Origin of the sequence: Levilactobacillus suantsaiihabitans, from assembly GCF_004745505.1 — a bacterium.
GTDB lineage: Bacteria > Bacillota > Bacilli > Lactobacillales > Lactobacillaceae > Levilactobacillus > Levilactobacillus suantsaiihabitans.
The window spans coordinates 104920-121109 of sequence record NZ_RKLX01000006.1 but is presented as its reverse complement, the minus strand read 5'-3'; the positions used below and the strand labels follow the sequence as shown (position 1 = coordinate 121109).

General features: G+C 52.2%; 12 protein-coding genes. 4 read left to right on the top strand and 8 right to left on the bottom strand.

Annotated elements, in window-relative coordinates; genetic code table 11:
- The first annotated feature begins 215 nt into the window (after positions 1 to 215).
- The gene (locus EGT51_RS05260; RefSeq protein WP_135367715.1) at positions 216 to 1694 is read left to right on the top strand and encodes an ABC transporter substrate-binding protein/permease; all 1479 of its coding nucleotides are present in this window, start codon (positions 216 to 218) and stop codon (positions 1692 to 1694) included.
- Positions 1687 to 2427, top strand: coding sequence for an amino acid ABC transporter ATP-binding protein (locus tag EGT51_RS05255; RefSeq protein WP_135367714.1), 741 nt, complete (start codon positions 1687 to 1689; stop codon positions 2425 to 2427). The genes EGT51_RS05260 and EGT51_RS05255 overlap by 8 nt, the downstream gene beginning before the upstream one ends.
- Before the next feature lie 426 nt (positions 2428 to 2853).
- On the opposite strand, the gene EGT51_RS05250 is transcribed toward EGT51_RS05255, so the two are convergent.
- The 5 genes from EGT51_RS05250 to ccpA form a co-directional block, all read right to left on the bottom strand.
- Complete coding sequence (locus EGT51_RS05250; RefSeq protein WP_135367713.1) at positions 2854 to 6939, bottom strand: leucine-rich repeat protein; 4086 nt, start codon at positions 6937 to 6939, stop codon at positions 2854 to 2856.
- A gap of 453 nt (positions 6940 to 7392) precedes the next feature.
- Positions 7393 to 7602 carry a hypothetical protein gene (locus EGT51_RS05245; protein ID WP_135367712.1) on the bottom strand — a complete coding sequence of 70 codons (210 nt, stop codon included), beginning with the start codon at positions 7600 to 7602 and terminating at the stop codon, positions 7393 to 7395.
- Positions 7603 to 7658: 56 nt separating this feature from the next.
- Entirely contained in the window at positions 7659 to 8873 is a 1215-nt protein-coding gene (locus EGT51_RS05240; protein WP_135367711.1) for a hypothetical protein, read from the bottom strand.
- 460 nt (positions 8874 to 9333) lie between these two features.
- Positions 9334 to 10170 (bottom strand): hypothetical protein, encoded by an 837-nt coding sequence (locus EGT51_RS05235; RefSeq protein WP_135367710.1) that lies wholly within the window; start codon positions 10168 to 10170, stop codon positions 9334 to 9336.
- A 193-nt stretch (positions 10171 to 10363) separates the two neighbouring features.
- Positions 10364 to 11365 carry a catabolite control protein A gene (gene ccpA, locus EGT51_RS05230; RefSeq protein WP_135367709.1) on the bottom strand — a complete coding sequence of 334 codons (1002 nt, stop codon included), beginning with the start codon at positions 11363 to 11365 and terminating at the stop codon, positions 10364 to 10366.
- A 364-nt stretch (positions 11366 to 11729) separates the two neighbouring features.
- On the opposite strand from ccpA, the gene EGT51_RS05225 reads away from it, so the two are divergent.
- On the top strand, positions 11730 to 12827 hold the full coding sequence (locus EGT51_RS05225; RefSeq protein WP_135367708.1) for a M24 family metallopeptidase: 1098 nt from the start codon (positions 11730 to 11732) through the stop codon (positions 12825 to 12827).
- A gap of 764 nt (positions 12828 to 13591) precedes the next feature.
- Here EGT51_RS05225 and EGT51_RS05220 read toward each other — a convergent pair.
- Positions 13592 to 14014 (bottom strand): hypothetical protein, encoded by a 423-nt coding sequence (locus EGT51_RS05220; RefSeq protein ID WP_135367707.1) that lies wholly within the window; start codon positions 14012 to 14014, stop codon positions 13592 to 13594.
- Positions 14015 to 14041: 27 nt separating this feature from the next.
- Positions 14042 to 14446 (bottom strand): DUF948 domain-containing protein, encoded by a 405-nt coding sequence (locus EGT51_RS05215; protein ID WP_135367706.1) that lies wholly within the window; start codon positions 14444 to 14446, stop codon positions 14042 to 14044.
- A gap of 173 nt (positions 14447 to 14619) precedes the next feature.
- Between EGT51_RS05215 and EGT51_RS05210 the strand changes: the two genes are divergently transcribed.
- The gene (locus EGT51_RS05210) at positions 14620 to 15489 is read left to right on the top strand and encodes a mechanosensitive ion channel family protein (RefSeq protein WP_135367705.1); all 870 of its coding nucleotides are present in this window, start codon (positions 14620 to 14622) and stop codon (positions 15487 to 15489) included.
- Between the two features lie 532 nt (positions 15490 to 16021).
- Here the strand turns inward: EGT51_RS05210 and EGT51_RS12915 are convergent.
- Positions 16022 to 16180 (bottom strand): hypothetical protein, encoded by a 159-nt coding sequence (locus EGT51_RS12915; protein ID WP_164505636.1) that lies wholly within the window; start codon positions 16178 to 16180, stop codon positions 16022 to 16024.
- Positions 16181 to 16190: the final 10 nt, after the last annotated feature.

Here is a 16190-nt window from a genome sequence, read left to right as displayed (position 1 = left end):
CACTTACTCCCGCGGCATTCAATTGTCTTGCCCATTTATTCTGTATTCAACAAAAAATGTATAAAATACACCCCACTTTGCTTTAAAACGGGCATTTTTACCTGAATAATCGAATAATTAATGCATAAAAACTGGTTTTTCAAAATAAATCTTGTATAAATAAACGAAACCGGCTATAATCAAGGGCAACAATAAAAATATTGAGGAGCTTTTATATGAAAAAGAGATTGGTCTTATTCCTTGCTCTGATGTTGACGCTGGTCATGGGCGTAAGTACTCTGACCACCACGACGGCCAGTGCCGCCAGTGACAACTCACTTGCCAAGGTTCAAAAGAAAGGGACGCTGGTCATGGGGACCTCGCCCGATTACCCGCCGTATGAATTTCAAGCCACGGTCCATGGCAAGACCAAGATCGTCGGGATGGATGTCGCCGTCGGTCAAAAGATTGCCAAGGACTTAGGCGTCAAGCTCGTGGTCAAATCCATGTCGTTTGATTCCTTATTAGTCGCCCTCCAAACGGGTAAGGTCGACATGGTCATCTCCGGGATGAACCCTACGCCAGCGCGGCGGAAGAATGTTTCCTTCACCCACACCTACTACCAAGGTGGTTACAGCATCGTCATCAACAAGAGTGACAAGGGCATTTATAAGGATAAGGATTCCTTCGTGGGCAAAACCATCGGCGCCCAGACCGGGTCGACCATGTACAACGAATCCAAAAAGCAAACCAGTGGCACGACCGTCAAAGGGATGACCTCCGTGTCCGACCTGATCTTGGCGCTACAAAGCCACAAGATCCAAGGGGTCGCCATGGAAAAGCCATCCGCCCAAGCTTACGTGGCCAACAACAAGGAACTGGCCGCCATCCCCAGCAATTTTGACTTAAGTGCTTCGGATACCAGCGCAGCCGCCGCCTTTGCCAAGGGCTCCACATCATTGGTCCAGGCCGCCAACAAGTCCGTCGACCAGATCAAGCGACAGAACCTGGTCAACAAAACCTATCTGCCCGCTGCTGGGAAATACTTAAAGACCAACACGGTGAATACCAGCATGTTACACTACTGGAAAGCCTTCTTGACCGGGGTTGAATACACCCTGATCATCACGGTCTGCTCCGTATTCTTCGGTTTCATCTTAGGGGTGCTCTTGTCTTTGGCCCGGATGGCCCGCGGTGGCGTCTTCAAGACGGCGCTCCGGTGGTTAGCCACGGCCTACGTTGAATTTATCCGGGGCACGCCAATGATGGTCCAAGTCATGTTCGTTTACTTTGGCTTAGGCCTCATCGTCAATCTACCAGCCCTGGCCTCCGGGATCATCGCCATCTCCTTGAACTCCGGGGCCTACATCGCCGAATACATTCGGGGTGGAATCAACTCCGTGGACGACGGCCAAACCGAAGCCGCACGGAGCCTGGGGATGTCCAGTGGCACTACCATGCGTTACGTGGTCTTACCCCAAGCCTTGAAGAACATCTGGCCGTCACTGGGGAATGAATTTATCACCCTGATCAAAGACAGTTCCATCGTCTCCATCATTGGGGTCTCCGAACTGATCTTCCAAAGCAACATTGTGCGGTCTGACACTTATCGGGGCGTGGCGCCGATCGCCGTCATCATGGTCATTTACTTCGTCTTGACCTTCACGGCGTCTCGTCTACTGAACTACTTCGAAAGGAAAATGCAACATGACTAAACCCATTATTGAGGTTAAAAATCTCGCCAAGAGCTTTGGCGACAACCAAGTGTTAAAAGATATCACGGAACAAGTCAATCCCGGGCAAGTCATTGTCGTCATTGGCCCTTCTGGTGGTGGGAAGTCGACCTTCCTGCGTTGCTTGAACCTGTTAGAACACCCCACCAGCGGTGAAGTTGACTTCGCCGGTGAGAATCTGACCACGCTGGATGACAAACGGGTCAACGAGCTGCGGGAACAAATGGGGATGGTCTTTCAAGGCTTCAACCTCTTCCCCAACATGACGGTACTGGAAAACATCAAGCTGGCACCCATGAAGGTCAAGCACGTCGACGATGCCGCGGCCACCAAGCAGGCCCACGAGCTCTTAAAGCAAGTCAACTTAGATGACCACGCCGACGCCTTCCCCACCAGCCTTTCCGGTGGTCAGGCACAACGGGTCGCCATTGCGCGGGCCTTGGCCATGGATCCTCAGGTCATGCTGTTCGATGAACCGACCTCTGCCTTAGACCCTGAAATGGTCGGCGAAGTGCTCAACGTCATGCAAGAACTCGCCAAGCAAGGGATGACCATGGTCGTCGTCACCCACGAAATGGGCTTTGCCAAGTCCGTGGCCGACCGCGTTTGGTTCATGGCCGATGGCTACGTCCAAGAAAACAACACGCCCGACGAATTCTTCAGTAATCCGCAAACCGATCGGGCCAAAGACTTCTTGTCTAAGATTTTAATGTAACCTGCACATTGAACGAGAGTGGGACAAAAGGCGATTAGCCGGCGAGCATTAAGGCTGATAACCGAATAATCCCGGGCTTGGATTGTTTGGTTATCAGGTTTAATGCTCGCCGGCTGCCTTTTGGCGCACGTTTCAGCTACGTAAAGGTAAATCGAAAGGAGCCTGGGAGGTTTTGCCCCAGGCTCCTTTTTTGTGCTTAATTAATCGCTCTACGGTAGGACCTACCGTTCGCCAGATAGAGGTTGGCACGCTGAAGGCGGTGCGAGCCTTATGCCAAGAAACGTGTCTCAAAGTAGCCTCATGGCTGAACCGTACGCCAACAAACAACCGCAAGCCAAAAGGCGTAGTCTCAGCCACCAATCGTGACTAGCACTACGCCTTTAAACTAACGCTTTTTAACCAGGTCTCACCTGGCAGAGCAACTGCTTATTCATGCCGCCGCTTGCGGAAACCGGTCACTCCCAGACTCCCTAACAGCAGGCCTAAGATCGCCCAGCCCGCGGACGTGTGTTCGTTGGTCTGCGGTAACTCAGTCTGTTGAGCAGCGGATGTTCCCGTGGCGTCCGGCTGAGATTGTTCAGCGGTTACGGCTGATGCTGGGGTTGCTGTAACGATTTTGGCTGCCGCCCCTGCCGTGTGAACCGCCGCAGCTGGATCCGCTTGAATCGTCGCGCCGATGCCGTTGTTGTGGCGGTCCAGTGTGGTCTGCGCACTATGCTTGGCCACAATAGCAATCGTCGCGCCGGCCCCATCCTTTTGCACGGCCCGGTCACTGATGATGTCATGAACCTCATTGCCCGGGGTCGTGGGTTTAGTTGGGGTGACTGGCTTGGTCGGCTTTTCCGGATCGGTCGGATTCGTCACGTCCGGCGTTGAAGGGTCAGTCGGGTCAGTCGGGTCAGTTGGGTCCGTGGGATCGGTGGTATTGCCGCCATCCCCGGTATTGGCCGCAACCACGTGGAGGGTTACGGTTTGGGTGACGCCACCATAGCTCAGCGTCACGGGGTAATCCCCGGCCTTCGTGGTATCCGCCTGACTCAGGTCCACCGTAATGTCCGTGACGGGTACCGCTTGGGCATTGGTATCCGTCGCACTTGCCTGGAAGTCCGCCGCAGTTGGCGTCTTGCCGCCCGCCGTCATGGTGTAGTCGCTCCCGGTCAACGTGGGGTCTACCGAGTTGATGGTCAACTTGCCCAAATTGGCGGTCCCGACCTTGTAGTTGGCATTCAACGCACTCGTATCTAATTGATAGGCATAAGTCCCCGCGGTTTCACCGGCCACCCGGGTCACGGTCAATCCTGAATCACTGACGGCCTGATCGTCGGCCCCCACAATCGTCACTACTGGCGTAGGGTCCGCTTCACCGGCATCCTTGCTGGCATCAGCGACCGTCACCGTCAGGGCTGCCGGCACAATGTCTAGGGTCGCATCAGAGCCCAAATCCGTCCAGTCAAAGTAACTGCTGGCGGGCACCTCAGCCTGGAGCCGCGCAATCGTGTCCGGATTCAAGATAACTTGGTAGGTCCCGACATTTGGCAAGGCAGCCGCTGTCAAGCCCTCTGCCGTTTGTGAGGCGTTGGCCGCAGCGGTCGGCGCCACAATCAAGTCACCGGCCTTCAAGGTGTAAACGAAACCGTCGGACAAGATGACTTGGTATTGAGATGGGTCCACGACAGGATCGCTCCCTGTGTAGGTCACCTCAGAGTACCCCGTCAGCGTGTAGGTGGCTTCGCGTTTGACGACCGTGACGATGGCGGTCGCCGAATTGCCATCGCCGTAGCTGTAGGTCACGCTGTATGTGCCCGCAACCTGAGTCACATTGTCGGCCGTGACGGGATTGCCGTTGGCATCGGTGATCTTGACCGTCAAGTCAGCCGGGTCGATTGGCGTACCGTCCGTCATTTCCGCGCTCACCACGTTATCCGTCGGCTGCCAGCCATCCCCGTACCAAACGGTCGAGTTGGCCACCTTGATGTGTGGGTCGTTTAAGACGACTTGGTAGACCCCGGTGTAGGTCGCTCCGGTGGTATCCGTCAGTGTCCAATTAAAGGAGAAACCAGCCGTGTCGGCGGGAATGGTGAACTGGCCATTCTGGTAGGTGACGCCGTTGCTCAAATTCGTCAAGACCAGGTCGTCATTGGTCAACTTGCCCACGGCCGTCTCAAATAAATCGTCAATTGACTTGAGCTGGGCGGTACTGGTAAAAATCGTCGCCGTTTGGTTCTGCGCCAGGTTGGCCTGGCCCCCCGGCAACGAGACCGTCGTCAATCGGTTGTAATCAAAGGCACTCTTCCCCACCGTTGTCGTAGCAGGCACGAACACGCCACTGAGCTGATTCCCAAAGAAGGCCTGTTTGCCAATCGTGGTCACCGCCGTGGGGGTCAGATCCAGTTGACCCGTCAAACCGTTATAGGCAAACGCGCTGGCTCCAATCGTGGCTAACTGCGTATCCGCACTGACAGCTAACGTGGTCAAATTGTTCCCAGCAAAGGCCAGGTCACCGATCGTCACCAGATTTTCCGGCAACGTCAAGGTCCCGGTCAGACCCGCGTATTCGAAGGCCCCACTCTTAATGGTCGTCAGGGCGGTGGCCTGCGTGGTGTCAATGGTTTGAAGAGCCGTATCGTAGGTAAACGCGTTGGCCCCGACCGTGGTCAAGCTGGCTGGCAAGTTGATCGTCGTCAACGCCGTGTTGGCCAGAAAAGCCTGGTCGCCAATCGTTTCCAAGCTGGCCGGTAGGGTCATGTTGGTCAGGTAAGAATCGTAAATAAACGCCGCGTTGCCAATCGTCTGCAGCTGACTGTCAGGCGCAAAGGTGACCGTGGTCAGCCCAGAAATCGTGTTGCCATCGGCATCTTTGCTGGTCATGGCGCCAAAGGCATAGTCGCCGATACTCTGCAGGCTCGCCGGTAGGTCCAACGTGGTGATTTTGCCATCGTAGGTGAAGGCGTAGTTGCCGATGCTGGTCAGCCCGTTGCCAAACGTAACGCTGGTCAGCGCCGTGTCGCCCGCAATCATGCTATCGCCGTCCGCATACGTGGAAAAGGCGTAGTCGCCGACCTGCTTCACGCCGTCGCCCAACGTCACACTGGTCAGGCTGGTTGCGCCAGCGAAGGCCGCCGTGCCCATGGTCGTTAATGTTGGAATCGACAGGGTCGTCAGGCTGGCATCGTTAGCAAATGCCATGTCGCCGATGCTTTGGAGCTGCGTCGCTTGACTGAAGTCGATGGTCGCTAAGTTGCTGTTATACTTAAACGCCGCAGTACCAATCGTCTGTAGCGTTGACGGTAAGGCCAGGGAGGTCAAATCGGTCCCCAGAAATGCCATGTCGCCAATGCTTTGGAGTTGCGTTTCCCCCAGGTTAGCTTGCGTGAGCTGACTATTGTATTCAAAGGCGCCATTGCCAATCGTCGTCACGGTGGTCGGCAGTGTCAGTGAGGTCAAGCCATCACTGACGAAGGCATTGTCCCCAATCGTCGTCAAGGTATGGTTTTCGCTGAGGTCAACCACCTGTAAGTTGCCCAGGTAAGCAAACGCGTTGGCCCCGATGGTGGTAATGCCATCGCCGATGATAACGGTCGTAACGTTTTTGTTGCGGTCTACAGAAGATGCAAAGGCCCCTGGCGCAATCGCGGTGACCTGATACGTGTTGCCATCAGCGCCGGTGACGGTCGACGGGATCACCAATGTGTCACTGGTCGCCTGACTCAATACCCCATTGATGGTCGCCGTTAACGTGGTCGCGTCATACGTAATGTCAAAGTTGCTCTGATCCGTTACCGGCGTTACCGCAGCACTGGCCATCATCGGGGCGGCCAGAGGCGCCGTGGCTGTCACCGGAGTGTCAGTGTCATCAGTGCCGTCACCAGTGGTTAGCGGCACGTCATCCAGTAACGCCTCCTCGTTCACCGGTTCCACGTTAGCTGCATCTGCCGGTGTCGTTGGGTCAGCGTTCGGTGTTGCGTCAGAAGGGGTGTCGTCCGCTGCGGGTGCTGGCGTGGTATCCGCGTCTGGATCCGCTGTGGGTTGTGCCGTCTCGGTATTGGTCTCAGGGTTGGTGTCAGTGTCAGTGTCGGTGTCGGTATCAGTGTTCGTATCGGTATCCGTATCAGCAGGCGAATCCGTATCGTTACCAGCGCTGGCATCGGCATCCTGATTCGTTCCGTCGTTTACATTGTCACTGGACGTCGACGAATCGTCGGTCGTGGTATCGGTCGTATCCGTCTTGTCCGTCGTATTTTCAGTCGTATCAGTCGATTTGTCAGTATCAGTTGTCGTGTTGGAACCGTTCCCACTTGTCTGTGAAGTTTTCAGGACGGTTGTGGTCCCCGCCGTCGCACTAGAATTGGTGGTAGTTTGGCTGGCACTGTCATTGCTTGGTGCCGTGTCCGCATGAGCCGACATATCCTGTCCGACTGCGGTTCCCAACCCAACGGCCACGACCGTAATGGCCGCGAAAACCCAGTGTTTGCCATCCTTGTACATCTTGTAATGTTGCTTCGTTTGCATCATTGCTTGCCCCTCTCACAATTGGGGTCCATTGTCCCCCAAGCCCATTTATCGTCAACTAAATGATTGGCTTCACAATCCCTCAACTTGTATTTTAGCGGTCCAATTTATCGGTGCAACTAACCGCCATTTATGAAACCATGTTAGTCGCTAAGCCTTACTAAACCGCCAACCGTTTGTCAGTCTGCTTTATTTACACTACCTGGCTGTTCACACGATAAATTTATTTACAAGTAATTCTATAACTTAGTTTGGATAGGGTCAATCGTAATTGCAAAAAAAGTTAACTATTTTAATGGAATTCAAAGTTAACTAATTGTCTAGGGGGTCAATCATTGCATTTTGCAAGGAAATCTACCTTTTTGGCCTTAAGCGTTGGCTAGGGGCTCCTAACTTTGACCGTAAGACAAAAAGTCCCGCCATCCAGCCAATTACGCTGAACGACGAGACTCATAATTATTCACTTATAGCCCAATCCATTTTCTCTGTCGAAATGACCTTACCAACTGGCGATGCCTTAGCCGAAGTCTTAGTTACTGAGCGCTGCTTACTTGGCGTACTTTTTGAACTACTAGCAGACACCCTTTTCCCCTGTGACGCACTATTGGCACAGCCACCAACAATGATGCCTAACGCTACCAAAGCCACGATTGTCTTCTTCTGCATCCTACCATCCCCTCGTCCCAGTTAAGAAATCAACTGTCGATCGACAATAAATTCATCTACTTATAATCATTAATTGAGTAAGTAATACTGTCTCCTTCACCACCTGTAACAAACTTTACATGGCCATTCCGATAGACAACAACATACCCATAACCATCAAAGCCTAACGTTTCGACTCTAACCAATTTTTTATTTTTGATTGAGTAGAACAAACTTCGAGTGGCATCAACGCTTAAGTAAGAACCCACGTGCTGTACCAAATACTTACTCCGTAATTTTTTCTTGTTGGTTGTCGATCTCCATAACGTTCGCCGATACTTGTACGTCTTTACCTTAACCGCTCTTCCGTTACGGAAGTAAATCTTGATGGGGCGATTGTCCATACTGATAATCAGCACTCTAACAATTTGATTTTTCCGGTTCTTAACCAGATAAGCGCGTTGTTGTAACGATAAGCTATCATTGACACCAACCCGATTCTTCGTTGATTTCTTACTTTGAACCTTGGTGACAAGATGTTCGTGTTTCTTCAACTTCAATAGTTGTTCCCCTGGATCACGGTACTTTCCCGCAATAAGTGTATGCCGAGCCTTATAGACCCAGCCTAACTTTCGTCCCTTTGCGGTTTCTAAGTACACATAATGCAAATTTTTATGCGTAATCAGTTCCTTGGTCGCATACAACTGCTGGGTGGTCAACCGATCGAAGACGTGAGTGATGTAAGTATACGCTTCCGTATACGCCGGCCGGTTCCAAATTCGATGACTATTTGGGTCGGCGACGTAGTATGGCTGCTTATGCGCGTACGTCCATTCGGACTTAATCGTCTTGAACGGCCGAAGAGCCTGACCGCCAACGTATCCCAAAGAATCCGGCTTTTTCTTGCCCTCAAAGCCGTGAGCTTCACTTACTGTATACCTAACGACATGATAATAAACGCCCTTAGTCGTTGTGATAATCTTGTCAATTCCAATAGTATCACCCTTCTCACTAATGTAATCGGCATATACACCGCCTTTAGTCCCAAACTCCCTTAAACTACGATAAAACTTCACCCGTTTATTTGCCATCTTATAAGCGATGTTGGGATTATTGGTTTTGGTAGAAATAATCTCTCCAACCGGCAACGCTTTCTTCACGCTACTAGTCTTAGCTGACTGAACCGGCTTATCACTGGAGCTGCTTGCTACGGCTGGCTTACTTTCGCTCGAACAGCCAGCAACGAATAACCCCAGCGTCAATGCAAGAACTAATTTACTTGTATTCTTCATTTCCCCACCCCTACCGAATATAGACACTGATCCCCTGGTAACCGACAATTGACTGATAGTTCACTGAATTTACTGATACGACCACCCTCACGAATTTGCCTAGATGGGGTCAATTGATATTGCTCTTTTATTCACATGAATTCATCCGTGACATCCCTTGATTCACGACTATCCCCGCACGCATCAGCCTGATCGCCAATTCTTTCTAATCATCAGTATCCCAATAAAATCGAATTATTACATTTCTTATATTGCGCCTCCCTTAAACTAATTGCAAGATAATATGACAAAAACATTTCAAAAGTTGACTGTTTTAATAGCCGGTTATTTGACTGCCCCTATATCTCTACTAACGAAATTCAAGAGAATTTGATAACCCCAGGTGAGCATCCTTAAGAAAAAAATAGCATTTCTCTTTAAACAAAAAAGCCCGAGACATCTGTCCCGAACTCATTCATCCTTAATTTTCCTGGCGAAACGTGTGGTGCCCTAGTAACACCAGCAGGCCGACGACCACTTCGGCAACGCCGGCGAACATGACCACGCCCAGACCGCTGCGACCAATCGTCGTGAGCAACTGATTGACGGCTTGACTATTGCCGCTCAACACCAGTGGTAAGCCAAAGTAACCGGCCAAGCCGACCAGCCCGGTCAAGAGACCGCCGAGCGCCAATCCCGGCCCGAGGCTGGCAAAAACGTGGCGCACGCTCAGCGCGTAGAAGAAGGTGACGACCATCAGCATGAGTGCCGCCAGCATGACCCAAAAATTCAGCTTTCTAGCCCGTTGAACCTGCACAGCAGCTTGGGACATAGCCGACGTGTTAAACGCCGCCTTCGCCCGTTTTTGGGCCGTTGTCGCCATGCTAGCAATCAACTTGCTAGAAGCCGTGACCCCCATCGCCTGCGCCTGGCTGCTCACCGCTGTGGTCAGCTCCGACGTATCCACGCTCGCACTCGTCGTGTCCCCGTACAGTTGCGCCACCCCGACCGCTAAATACGGCTGGGCAATGCTCGATGTGATGGGCGCACCCGCGACACCGAGGTTTTGCAGGTCATCGTTCAACCGATTGATGATCTTCTCACCAAAGCTCGACCGGGAAACGACTCCCGCCGTGTAGGTCGCGTTGAAGACCGTCACGCGCAGACCGACCGTGACCGTCAGCAGTAAGATGAGAAACGCGACCCACCGCGCCAATGCTGGCCGCCGTTGATAGCCCGTCGCTGGTGGGGCCGATTGTTGTTGCGGTGCCGGTTCTTCATTGGCGTGATAGCGCGCCATCCGACTATTTTCACTCATAAGAACCACCTCCCGTTACCCAATATAATTTGCTTATTATTGTAGCACATCTGAGTTTCACTTAGATTAAGTCTACGTTAAACAGAGAAAAATTTATGTTTTGCAGCAAAGCGTGGGCCAACAGGCGGTCAACCCCAGCTTAACGACAAACAAAAAGGTTTTGGCACCACGTCCAAAACCTTTGTCAAAGACCCTATTTCGTCGAACTCCGCTTCATTAACCCGTAAGGCAAGATGACGGTGTTCTCTTCAACTGTTTCGTTATTCATGAGCTTGGTCAACAAGCGCATGGCCACGGCCCCAATATCATAGAGGGGTTGCGTGATGGAACTCATCTTAGGCCGAACCAGTTCGGTCAGCTTGGTGTCGTTGCTGGTGATGACTTCAAATTCACCCGGAACGTCCACCCCAGCGTCGGTCAAGCCGTTCATGACCCCAGCGGCCAATTCATCGTCGCCGACAAAGGCCGCGGTAGCGCCCACCGCACTCAAGGCAGGTTCCAAGGATTGACCAGCCTTGTAAGTGTAATCTGTTTCAAAGACCAGCTTGTCGTCGTAAGGGATCCCGGCGTCTTTCAAGGCCTTCTTGTACCCTTTCAACCGATAATCGTGGTTGATGGCTTCATCCATGGGCCCGGAGACGAAGGCAATCTTTTGGTTGCCATGGTCGATCAGGTTCTTCACGGCTTCCGCAACCGCCGCCACGTAATCGATGTTGACGCTAGGTTGCGCCTTTTCCGAATCCACGGAGCCGGCCAAGACGACTGGTGCCTTAGAGCGCTTGAATTCTTCGCGCAATTCGTCGGTAACTTGGTTGCCCATGAAAATGATACCGTCGACTTGCTTGGCCATCAAGGTGTTCAAGACTTGAACTTCCTTGCCGCCGTTTTCATCGGAGTTGGTTAAAATGATGTTGTACTTGTACATCATCGCAATATCATCGATCCCCCGAGCGAGCGATGAGAAGTAGATATTGGTAACGTCGGGGATAATAACTCCCACAGTCGTCGTCTTCTTACTTGCCAGTCCCCGAGCAACAGCGTTTGGCCGATAGTCCAGCCGGTCAATGACCTCTAAAACTTTCTTGCGTGTCGCTGGCTTAACATTAGGATTCCCATTGACCACCCGTGAAACGGTGGCCATGGAAACCGCTGCTTCGCGAGCCACATCGTAAATTGTTACAGTTTGTTTTTCCATAGCGATAGCCCTTTCTTCCGTGTTTTGATTTGTTTTCATTCGTTTTCAAGCAACTTGACCAGTATACAGAAAGTCAATCAGGGACGCAACATTGAAAACGCTTTCAAATCAAAGAATACCTTAATTTCATTGAATTTTCAAGGCACATCTCTCCATATGGTGCAACCTTCGTGGTGGACATGGTTTACTATAGGTCACTTTAAGCGCGTTGTTAAGCCATTTACAGAAAATGGGCTGAGTGGTCAGGTGATAAAATTTAATTCGAAAATTTTCGGCGGTCTTCGTGAAAATCCCGATGGTTTCCGCCCTCGGAATCTAAGTAGCGCTATGCTATAATTAACACATCTTTTAAAGGGGTGATTGAATGACTAAACTCGAACAGATTCAGCAATGGACAGCACAGCACCACGCCAGCATGACTTATCTCAGCAATCCCAAAACGATCCAGTACTTAACTGGCTTTGGGAGCGACCCGATCGAGCGGGTACTGGCACTCGTCATCTTCCCGGACCAAGACCCGTTCATCTTTGCACCCGCCTTGGAAGTCGAAGTCATTAAAGAAACCGGCTGGCAATTCCCAGTCATTGGCTACCTAGACCACGAAAACCCTTGGGCGATGATTGCGGATCAAGTGAAGCAACGCCACGTGGACCCCACCCACATCGCTTTGGAAAAGGGTCAGCTACCAGTGGCCCGGATGGAAGCGTTGGCCGCACAATTCAGCGACCCCCATTTCGACCTGGACATCACCAGCTTCATTGAACACATGCGCCTAATCAAGTCGCCCGAAGAAATCAAGAAGCTAGAAATCGCCGGCAAATGGGACGATTTCGCCTTTGAACACGGCTTTGCGGCGGTTAAAGCCGGCAAGACGGAACAATCTGCCGTCGCCGAACTGCAATACGCTTTAATGAAGGAAGGCATTATGGAAATGTCCTTCGGCAGTTTGGTCCAAGCCGGGGCGCACGCCGCTGAACCTCACGGTGCCACCAACGCCACGAAATTCGAAAACAACGAATTGGTCCTGTTTGACCTGGGGACCGTATACGATGGTTACATTTCTGACGCATCGCGGACGGTAGCCCTAGGGACCCCTACGGCCAAGGAAAAGGAAATCTACGACGTTTGTCTGGAAGCCCAATTAACGGCCCAAGCCGCCGTTAAGCCTGGCTTGACCGCTGCCGAACTCGACAAGATTGCCCGCGATATCATCACCAAGGCCGGCTACGGCGAATACTTCATTCACCGCTTAGGCCACGGCATGGGCATGAGTGATCACGAATTCCCATCCATCATGGCGGGCAACGACCTGGTCTTAGAACCAGGCATGTGCTTCTCTATCGAACCAGGTATCTACATCCCTGGTGTGGCCGGTGTCCGGATTGAAGACTGTGTCCACGTCACGGAAAACGGCAGTCTGCCATTCACCCATACACCTAAGGAACTGACTTACGTGGGTTAACGCTCACCCAACTGCCTTTTGGCACATGTTTCGGTCACTGAAGGTTGTAAAGCTGGAAATACTGTTAGCATGCGACTCATGGCGTTAAAAATAGTCGTTTACAGCCACATGATGCGAACTGGTCGCCTACCGTTCGCCAAATATGGGTTGGAACGCTGGGGCGGACGGGTCGAGCCAAAGAACGGTCTCGACGCCTCGCTTTGAGCCGGAAAACACGTCTCAAAGACGCCAGTTGTCTAAGCGGCATGAACCGCGCCGCTAAGACAACTCCCACGGCTGAACCCATATTTGGCGAACTCTCGGCTAAGGCAGAGCTTACCAGCAACAGTCGTCTTAACCCTAGATAGTAGTTGCATTGACGCCTAGCCTTTCATTAACGCAATGTTGCTGATAAACGTCAACCTTGCCGGAGGCAGCCAGGGTGGAACCGTTCTTTAGAACAGGTCCCACCCTAGCCTGACGTAGGCGACTAGTTTCGTCAGAACACCGTCGTTACGGCAATCAGCGCGTTAATTTTACTTTCAATCTTCAGTCAATCATTTAAAGTTGAACGCATAAGGGTCTGAGATATTGGTCTCAGGCCTTTTTATTGTCTTTATCTTTTTACTGACCGCCTTACCGTTCACTAGATCTGAGTTGAATTGCTGAGGGCGCCGGGTCGAGCCCAAGGGCGGTCTCGGCCCTACCGCCGCACCAGACACAAGCACCCCAGTCCAAGGGCAGAAAAAAAGCCACAGCCGGGGCCGTGACTTGTGAGAACTTGTTTAAACTGGTTTGTCCGCTGATGGTTCGTCGGTAGCGGGCTTTTCGTCGTTCGCTGCTTCATCAGTGGCGTCGGCAGCCGCATCCGTTGTGTCCGTGTCGGCGTCTTCGTTAGGCAGGTCACTAACGTCATTGCTGCTTAACACGATGTCATCATCAGCGTCGTCAGCCGTGTCATCCTGGCTGGCATCTTGCCAAGCCGGGGCATCACTCTTGCCCGCCAAGCGGTCGTCTAAAGCGGCCTTGAAGTCGTCGGCGGCATCTGCCGCGTAAAACGCGTAATCCACTGCACGATCCTTGAACGCATTGTACCGGTCACGAGCGGCATCCTTCAACGCTTCACGTTGTTCCAAATCTAGCGTGTGATAAGCCGCGTAGGCCACGCCACCCAGTACCAGTCCTGCTAATAATTTGTGTTTTGCCATCTTCATGACTTCCTTTCCGTGAATCACTTAGTCTTTCGTCTTCCGGTTCTTGTACAAATCAAACGCGGTCTTGCCCACGCGAGCAGCCAGCGATGTCTTGGCTGTGGTCTTAGCGGTCTCTCCCACGCGGTCGGTCAGTTTGCGGGTCGCGGTGTTCAAATCAGAAACACTCTCGCCCAGATCAGCGGCGGCTTGAAATACCGGATCAATCGTCGCCACCTTCTTATTCACGTCCTCCAACAGCTCGTTGGCATTGGCCATAATATCTTCGGCCTGGTGACTGATGACATCCACATCCGACGTCATCGTCTTCATTGAGCGATTGACCTCACTCAACGTTTTATTCATTTTTACTAAGAACATGCCAATGAAGAGAACCAAGATTAGAAACGCAATCGCTGCAATCAGGCCCGCTACTTGTCCACCGGTCATGACAACCCCTCCTTGTGCTCGTTACTTACCAATAGAATAGCATTCTCAGCGCTTACACGCAATTAATACCCCGATTCTAATTGGTTTTCTTTGACAAGACTAGTAAAATAAGGGTTACGGCGCCGCGGATTCCCAATTGGCGGCGACCCTATTTTGCAAAGGAGGCTCGTCTCGTGACGGACCTAATCACCACTTCAGCCACCTCTTCCAAATGGCTGCAACACTACTTAAAATCATTTGATTGGGAAAAGGTACTTCACCTGATTACCAGTCGGTTTCTCAGTCTGCTATTTTTAACGATTCTATTTCTGGTCATCAACGTGGTTGGTCGCTGGATCTTGAATCGCAGTTTCAAACGCTACCTGACGCCCAAGGATGGCGCCAACAATCGGCTCCAAACCATCAGCATGTTGACGATGAACCTCTTTCATTACACCGTCATCTTCTTTTGGGCCTACGCCATGCTGTCGACTTTGGGAGTACCCATTGGCACGCTGGTCGCTGGGGCCGGAATCTTCAGTCTGGCTTTAGGGCTGGGTGCCCAAGGCTTCGTCAGCGACCTGGTCACCGGGATTTCCATTTTGCTAGAACAACAATTTGACGTCGGCGATACGGTCAAAATTGGGCTAATTGAGGGCACAGTGTCCGCCATGGGCCTGCGCACCACACAAGTCACGTCGGCCGATGGCACGGTCAACTTCATCCCCAACCGCAATATCACCATCGTGGCCAACCGGTCGCGCAACGATATGCACGCGACCATCAACATCCCCATCGCCTCCACCACACCCGTGGAACAGCTACCGGCGATCATTCACGCGACCAACGCCCGCCTGTTGCCAGAGCACCCGAGCGTCATCAGCGAACCGATCATTACCGGTGTCGTGACCCTGCCAACGGGTGAATTGGTCTATCAGGTCAATCTCGTCGCCAAAAACGGCAGTCAGTTCAAGCTCCAGGCCACCTTCCTGACGGCCTACCTCAAGGCCATCCGCGAGGCCGGCATCACCCTGCCGACTCACGCGCCGCTCACTAACAAATAAACCAGTAAAAAAGTGATCACTGCCCAATCCGGGTGGTGATCACTTTTTGCTTCATGTTTAACTGATGGTTGAAAACCACAAATTGGCTAGAATCATGGTTACCATGCGATTCATGGCGCTAGGATTAGTTTTTGACCGCGTCATACTGGAAATTGCCCGCCTACCGTTCGCCAAATAGGGGTTGGTGGACCGAGCCAAAAATCGCGTCTATATCCGCCACATGGCCGAAACGGGCACCCACACAATGGTTCTGGTACAACGGACACTACCGTGGGCTTAGGCTCACTGCCACGTTGCTGACCAGCATCTCTGTAGCCGAGAGTTCGCTAGCTAGGCGTTCAGCCGTGGGAGTTTCCTTAGCGGCACGGTTCATGGCGCTTAGGAAACTGACAACTTGGAGACGCGGGTTACCGGCTCCAAGTTGAGGTTCAAGACCGCCCTTTGGCTTGGACCGGCGCCCACCGCGTACCGACGCCTAGCTAGCGAACGGTAAGGCGGCGGTATCGCCCATGTTGCCTAGCAGTAACCACAGTTAGCGGTCGAGCCGCCACCAGTCGATGGTGCTGAACATGACCAGCACAAATAAAATCAAAAACGACCAGTAGCTCCCCGCACCAGTGGCGGCCATGATGGCCAGCCCAATGGTAAAGAGCCACAAAATACCGATTAAAATGCCAAGCACTACTTTCACCAGGGATTCC